This is a genomic window from Streptomyces sp. ISL-96 (genome assembly GCF_018614035.1).
Lineage (GTDB): Bacteria > Actinomycetota > Actinomycetes > Streptomycetales > Streptomycetaceae > Streptomyces.
The window spans coordinates 25796-32093 of record NZ_JAGGPA010000090.1 but is presented as its reverse complement, the minus strand read 5'-3'; the positions used below and the strand labels follow the sequence as shown (position 1 = coordinate 32093).

5 protein-coding genes and 2 pseudogenes are annotated in these 6298 nt (G+C 67.7%); 6 read left to right on the top strand and 1 reads right to left on the bottom strand.

Going from position 1 to position 6298, the window contains the following annotated elements; translation table 11 throughout:
- Window positions 1–115 precede the first annotated feature (115 nt).
- On the bottom strand, window positions 116–1006 hold the full coding sequence (locus J7E96_RS38640) for a PDR/VanB family oxidoreductase (protein WP_215138054.1): 891 nt from the start codon (window positions 1004–1006) through the stop codon (window positions 116–118).
- Window positions 1007–1011: 5 nt separating this feature from the next.
- Here J7E96_RS38640 and J7E96_RS38025 point away from each other — a divergent pair, with 5 nt between their 5' ends.
- The 6 genes and pseudogenes from J7E96_RS38025 to J7E96_RS36155 all read left to right on the top strand — a co-directional run bounded on the left by J7E96_RS38025 (window position 1012) and on the right by J7E96_RS36155 (window position 6211).
- The gene (locus J7E96_RS38025; RefSeq protein ID WP_308296300.1) at window positions 1012–1467 is read left to right on the top strand and encodes a cupin domain-containing protein; all 456 of its coding nucleotides are present in this window, start codon (window positions 1012–1014) and stop codon (window positions 1465–1467) included.
- Between the two features lie 3 nt (window positions 1468–1470).
- Window positions 1471–1740: a helix-turn-helix transcriptional regulator gene (locus J7E96_RS38020; protein WP_308296302.1), complete on the top strand. Its 270-nt coding sequence runs from the start codon at window positions 1471–1473 to the stop codon at window positions 1738–1740.
- 261 nt (window positions 1741–2001) lie between these two features.
- Window positions 2002–3388, top strand: a pseudogene (locus J7E96_RS36170) (cellulase family glycosylhydrolase).
- A gap of 130 nt (window positions 3389–3518) precedes the next feature.
- Window positions 3519–4577, top strand: coding sequence for a vWA domain-containing protein (locus tag J7E96_RS36165; protein ID WP_215138051.1), 1059 nt, complete (start codon window positions 3519–3521; stop codon window positions 4575–4577).
- 231 nt (window positions 4578–4808) lie between these two features.
- Window positions 4809–5073: pseudogene (locus J7E96_RS36160) on the top strand (IS5/IS1182 family transposase); the annotation flags it as partial.
- A gap of 274 nt (window positions 5074–5347) precedes the next feature.
- A complete protein-coding gene (locus J7E96_RS36155; RefSeq protein WP_215138049.1) occupies window positions 5348–6211 on the top strand; it encodes an alpha/beta hydrolase in 864 nt (287 codons plus the stop codon).
- Window positions 6212–6298 lie beyond the last annotated feature (87 nt).

Genomic DNA, 6298 nt, shown 5'->3' with positions numbered 1-6298 from the left:
CCGCGAAGTCCGGGCCTAGATGGGCCAAGAAGCTCGGTATTCCGACGGCGAGGGTGCCGATGAGCTTGGCGCCGACGCGTGCGGGCCTGATCGTCGTCGGGTTCGGCGGTGCCGGTCACAGGTCCAGTTCCAGGACCTGTGAGCGGGCCCGGGAGGCGCAGGGCGCGAAGAGCCCTTCGGCCTGCTCGTCCGGGGTGAGCACGTCGTCACGGTGGTCGGGCTCGCCGGCCAGGACTCGTACGACGCACTCTCCGCAGATGCCCTGCCGGCAGGAGGACGGCGCGTCCACGCCGTTGTCCAGCAGGACATCGAGTGCGCTGCGGTCGGCGGGGACGTGGTACTCGGCCCGCGTGGAGGCCAGCCTCACGATGAAGCTCCCCGGTTCCGCGCTGCCGGGATCCGGGGCGCCGACGGCGAAGCGTTCCTTGCGCAGCGCGGCGGGGGGCCAGCCCATCGTCTCCGCCGTGTTCAGCACGTGGTCCATGAAGCCGCCGGGGCCGCACACGTAGACGGCTGTGTGCCGATCCGGTGCGCCCAGGGCTTGTCCGACGTCGAGGAGCTGGCTGGGATCGCCGTTGTCGAAGTGGAGGACGACTCGCGGGTGGTCTGCCAGCTCGGGTGCGAAAGCCGCGTCGGTGCGGCTGCGCGCGCAGTAGTGCAGCGTGTAGTCGCCGCCGGCGGCGTCGAGGTGGCAGGCCATGGCCAGCAGCGGGGTGATGCCGATGCCGCCGGCGAACAGCAGGTGCCGGCGCGCGGTGGCAAGGCCAAACCGGTTGCGGGGTGCGGAGATCCGCAGCCGGTCGCCGGCCCGCAGGGCGTGCATCGCCCTTGAACCGCCACGCGAGTCGAGGGCCTTGAGTACCGCCAGGCGGTACCGCCCGCCGTCGAGAGGGCCGCACAGCGAGTACTGGCGGACCAGCCCGGAAGCCTCGTCGAGCAGCACGTCGACGTGCGCGCCGGGGGTGTAGGCCGGGAGGGCCGTGCCGTCGGGGGTGCGGCGGCGCACCGTATGTGATCGCGAACGACACGGCCACCGAACCGGACGTGGTGATCCTCCCCGGGGGCCGCTGCACGACCGCGCGGGGCGAGGAACTGGTCGGCGCCCGAGCTCCGGGCTCCGGCACCTGGGACGCGGAAGGCCCGGACGGCACACTTCTCCTGAGTGGCCTGTACACCGTGGACAGCGCCACCCCGGGCCGGCTGCTCGCCGCGCTGCCTCCCCTCGCCGTCATCGAGGCGAGCGTGGGCGCCTGTCCGGTCAGCCGGACGACCTTCGAGGAGATCACCCGTGAGGAGCCCGGTCAGCAGATCCTCCTGGACCGGGCACTGGACCTGATGCTGATCACCGCCCTGCGCGCCTGGTTCACCCGCCCCGGCGCCCAGGTCCCCGCCTGGTACCGGGCCCACAGTGATCCCGTGGTCGGCCCCGCCCTGCGCATGCTGCAAGCCAACCCCGCCCACCCATGAACCCTGCCGGCCCTGGCTGCGAAGACCGGCGTGTCCCGGGCGAACCTGGCCCGGCGCTTCACCGCCCTCGTCGGACAGCCGCCGATGACCCACCTGAGGGAACGGCGCCTCGCCCTGGCCGCCGACCTCCTGCGCGAGCCCGACGCCACGCTCGCCACGGTGGCGGACCGCGTCGGCTTCTCCAACGCCTTCGCCCTCAGCGCCGCGTTCAAGCGGGAACACGGCATCAGCCCGAGCGAGTACCGCATGCGCGAGGGCCCGGCGGCAACCTGACGTCCGGCCCCGCTGGCGGTGCCCGAGACATGGGCTGCCCAGCGCGGCAAGCAAGCTGAGCGCTGGTTCATCCGAGGCGGCGTCACTGGAGCCTCCCGCATGCGCGGGGAAGCAGTCCGCCTGAGCAGCGGTCACCCGCACCGCCGCATCGTTCGGCGGTCGAATCCCTATCGCGCATCGACACGCCGGTGTACGGTCACGGGCTGATGGGCTTTGGGAGCGCTCCCATCCCGCTGTCTCCGCTTCGCACAAGGAGGAACCTTGAAACGCTTTTTGGCCTTGACTGCGACCTGCGCGACGGTCCTGGGCCTCACGACATGGTTCAGCCCCCAGGCGGTGGCCGCCACCGGCTGCAAGGTCGACTACACGGTCACCAGCCAGTGGCAGGGCGGCTATCAGGCCGGAGTGAAGATCACCAACCTGGGTGCCCCCGTCACCGGGTGGACGCTCAAGTTCGCCATGCCGGACTCGGGGCAGAAGTTCGTCCAGGGCTGGAACGCCACCTGGTCACAGTCCGGTTCCACGGTCACCGCCGCCGGCGTCGACTGGAACCGCACGCTGGCCACCGGCGCGGCAGCCGACGTGGGATTCGTGGGCTCCTTCACGGGCGCCAACCCGAAGCCCACGGCGTTCACGCTCAACGGCGTCGCCTGTACGGGCTCCGTCGAAGAACCCCCGCCCACCGACCCCCCGCCCGTCCCGGGCAACGGCACCCCCGTGGACATCAACGGACAGCTCCACGTCTGCGGCGTGAACCTGTGCAACCAGTACAACCGCCCCATACAACTGCGGGGCATGAGCACGCACGGCATCCAGTGGTTCGGCAAGTGCTACAACGCCGCGTCCCTGGACGCGCTGGCGAAAGGACTGGAAGTCGGACCTGCTGCGCGTCGCCATGTACGTGCAGGAGAGCGGTTACGAGACCGACCCGGCGGGCTTCACCAGCCGCGTGAACAACCTCGTCGACATGGCCGAGGCCCGCGGCATGTACGCAATGATCGATTTCCACACCCTGACGCCGGGCGACCCGAACTTCAACCTCGACCGCGCGAAGACGTTCTTCGCGTCCGTCGCCGCCCGCAACGCCGACAAGAAGAACGTGATCTACGAGATCGCCAATGAGCCCAACGGCGTGAGCTGGACGGCCATCAAGAACTACGCCGAGCAGGTCATCCCGGTGATCCGGGCCGCCGACCCGGACGCCGTCGTCATCGTCGGTACCCGCGGCTGGTCCTCGCTGGGTGTCTCGGACGGTTCCAACGAGAGCGAGGTCGTCGACAATCCCGTCAATGCCACCAACATCATGTACGCGTTCCACTTCTACGCCGCGAGCCACAAGGACAACTACCGCGCCACGGTGAGCCGGGCAGCCTCGAAACTACCGCTGTTCGTCACCGAGTTCGGCACGGTGAGCTACACCGGCGGTGGAGCGATGGACCGGGCGAGCACCACGGCCTGGCTGGACCTGCTCGACCAGCTGAAGATCGGCTACGCGAACTGGACCTACTCCGACGCCAATGAGAGCAGCGCGGCGTTCAAGCCCGGCACCTGCAACGGCAGCGACTACAGCAGCAGTGGTGTGCTGACCGAGTCCGGGGCCCTACTCAAGAACCGGATCAGTACCCCCGACAACTTCCCCACCAGCTGACCGTCGACGGGGCTCCGGCCAGGCCGGAGCCCCGTCCCGGTGATCAGGAGCGCTCCCGTCAAGCTCCGTTGTCAGTGCCTCCCCATAGTGTGGACACATCACTTGGGGAGCCTCGGAGAAGGAGCAGAAAGTGTCCGCCAACAAGATCCAGCACAAGGTGAATCACGTCGCGCTGGTAGTGGACTGTTCGGGTTCCATGCGTCAGCACCAGAGTCAACTCATCCGAGTCGTGGACGAGTTCGTGGCGGGCTTGAAGGCCGAGTCGGACAGCCTCGGTCATGAGACCCGGATCAGCCTCTACTCCTTCGACCACAAGGTGGAGAACCTGGTCTGGGACATGGACGTGAAGCATCTGCCGTCCCTGCGGGGGCTGTACAAGGTCAACAATGGCGCTACGGCCCTCATCGAAGCCTCTCTTAAGTCCCTGGACGACCTGGGCCACATCTGGGAGGCGTACGGCGAGCACAGTTTCCTCCAGATCGTGGTGACCGATGGCGAGGAGAACGCCTCCGGCGGCGACAGACGACACGATGGCGACATGGCCATCCTCGGCCCCTGGCTCGATAAGATCGCGGCGAAGATGGGCGCGCTTCCGGGCCACTGGACTTCCGCGATCCTCGTTCCGAACTCCCTGGCGAAGCGAACCGCCCAGAACTACGGCTTCCCGGCCGGAAACATCGCCATCTGGGATGCGGATTCCCAGGAGGGTGTCGAAGAGGCGATCGGTACCGTGCGGGCTGCCGCCACCAGCTTCCTCCGTGGCCGAGAGCAGGGCGTGCGCGGCACGAAGAACCTGTTCGCGGTCGGCCAGGACATATCGGTCGACGACGTGCGGGCGAACCTCGAACCGGTCCCGGCCGACAAGTATCGACTTCTGAAGGTCGACACAGAGGTCGAGATTCGGCCCTTCGTTGATTCGCATCCGGGCGTGACGTACGAACGCGGGTCGTGTTACTACCAGCTGGGCACCCGGGTTCAGGTTCAGCCCGACAAGGAAGTCATCGTGGTCGAGAAGGACACTGACCGCGCATACACGGGCGACGCGGCACGCAGTCTTCTGTTCGGCACGGGTATCCAGGGGACCGTCTCCGTGAAGGCGGGGCGTAATCCCAAGTTGGAGGTATACGTGCAGAGTCGTTCGGTGAACAGAAAGCTCAAGCCGAATACGCGTCTGCTCATCATGCTCTAAAATTCAAGAGAAGGGCGTAGAGCAGGTGGTCCAAAACCAGTTGTGAAGGGTCCGCCAGTCGTGGACTTACCCGAAGTCGGTTCCGCGAGCACGGTCGCGCACAGCCTGCCGCCGTCCTGGCGGGGAGCTGGGCAATCGCCGCGATCACCAAGAGCGGCACCAGCGGAACCGGCTGCCTGATGACCTGCGGGAACGCATAGCCCCACTGCTGCCGGACCGGCCGCCCAGAACTGGCCCCGCTTGCACGAAATACTGCTCGCCGAGCTACGGGCTTGGGGCTTGCTGGACATGGACGACGCCGCATCGACGCCTCGCACGTCCGGGCGCTCAAGGGGGCTCACACCGGACCTTCGCCGGTCGTCCGGGCCCGGCCCGGCAGCAAGCACCACCTGATCGCTGACCGGCACGGCGCCCCAATCAGATCTGGACTCGGCAAGCCCCGGTGGGTGTCGAGCGCACCTTTGCCTGGCTCCACCTGTTCAACCGGTTCCGAACATGAGCGGTAACAAGGATGTCTGTTTGCTGAGTTCAGTGGCGGGACGAGGGGCGCAATCGGAAGGGCTCGTACCGGTTGCACCGACGATCTTTCGCTGCGTAGTGTCCCCCATGCCATACCGGGCAAGCATTCGCGTTGCCCTGGATCGAGAGCCGTGTTTGGCCGGGTGACACCTGCCACGCACAGCCATCTCCGCGGCAAGTGGTGCAAGACAACGGGCCGTTCATCGGTCGCGCGTCGACCATGCCGCGGAGGTTAGAGAGTGGGGAGACAGATGCAACCGACGTTCGTACTGGTTCATGGAGCCTTCGCGAACTCCTTTTCCTTCGCGCCGCTCCAGGCCGAACTCGGCCTCCTCGGGCACCGTTCAGTCGCTGTCGACCTCCCCGGCCACGGTTTCGGGGCAAGCTACCCGCGTGCCTATCAGGCGCCGCAGGATCTCGAAGCTCTCGCCACCGCGCCGGGCTCGATCAAGGGTGTCACGCTCACCGATAACGCCGCGCACCTGATCGGGATACTGGGACGGGCCAAGGTGAACGGGCCGGTGATCCTCGTCTCGCACAGTCGTGGCGGTATCACGGCCACCGCTGCGGCCAACGCACGGCCGGACCTGATCGACCGCATCGTCTATGTCTCGGCCTGGTGCCCGGTCGATCTGGACGTCAACGACTACTACGCCGAGCCGGAGATGGCCACGGTCGACGCCGCTTCGCTGGGTCTGGCGATGTCCGGGAACCCGGCCGAACTCGGCCTGCTGCGCGTCAACTTCCGCAGCTCGGATCCGGACGTCCTCGCGGCGTTCAAGACGGCCTTCCTCGCCGACGGCACCGACGAGGAGTTTTTGACCTTCCTCAACACCTTCCAGCCCGACGAAAACCTGGACGTCGGCACCTCCGCCGACCGGGCGCAGGCTGCGACCTGGGGACGGATCCCGAAGACCTTCGTGCGTCTGGCCGGCGACGCGAGTCTGCCGCTCGCCCTGCAGGACCGGCTGATCCGCGAGGGCAACGCGCTGACGCCGGACAACCCGTACGACGTCCGCACCCTCGAAGGCAGCCACCTCAAGTGGCTGATCGACCCGGCACCGGCGGCCCGAGTCCTGGGGGAACTCGCCGCGCTCACTGTCCAGTCCGCCTGATCACGAGCGGAGCCAGGCGAGGAGGGCACGGCCGGGCGGACGGACGGACGCGGAGGGTCCTCACCAACCGCGAAACAGTTCTGCACC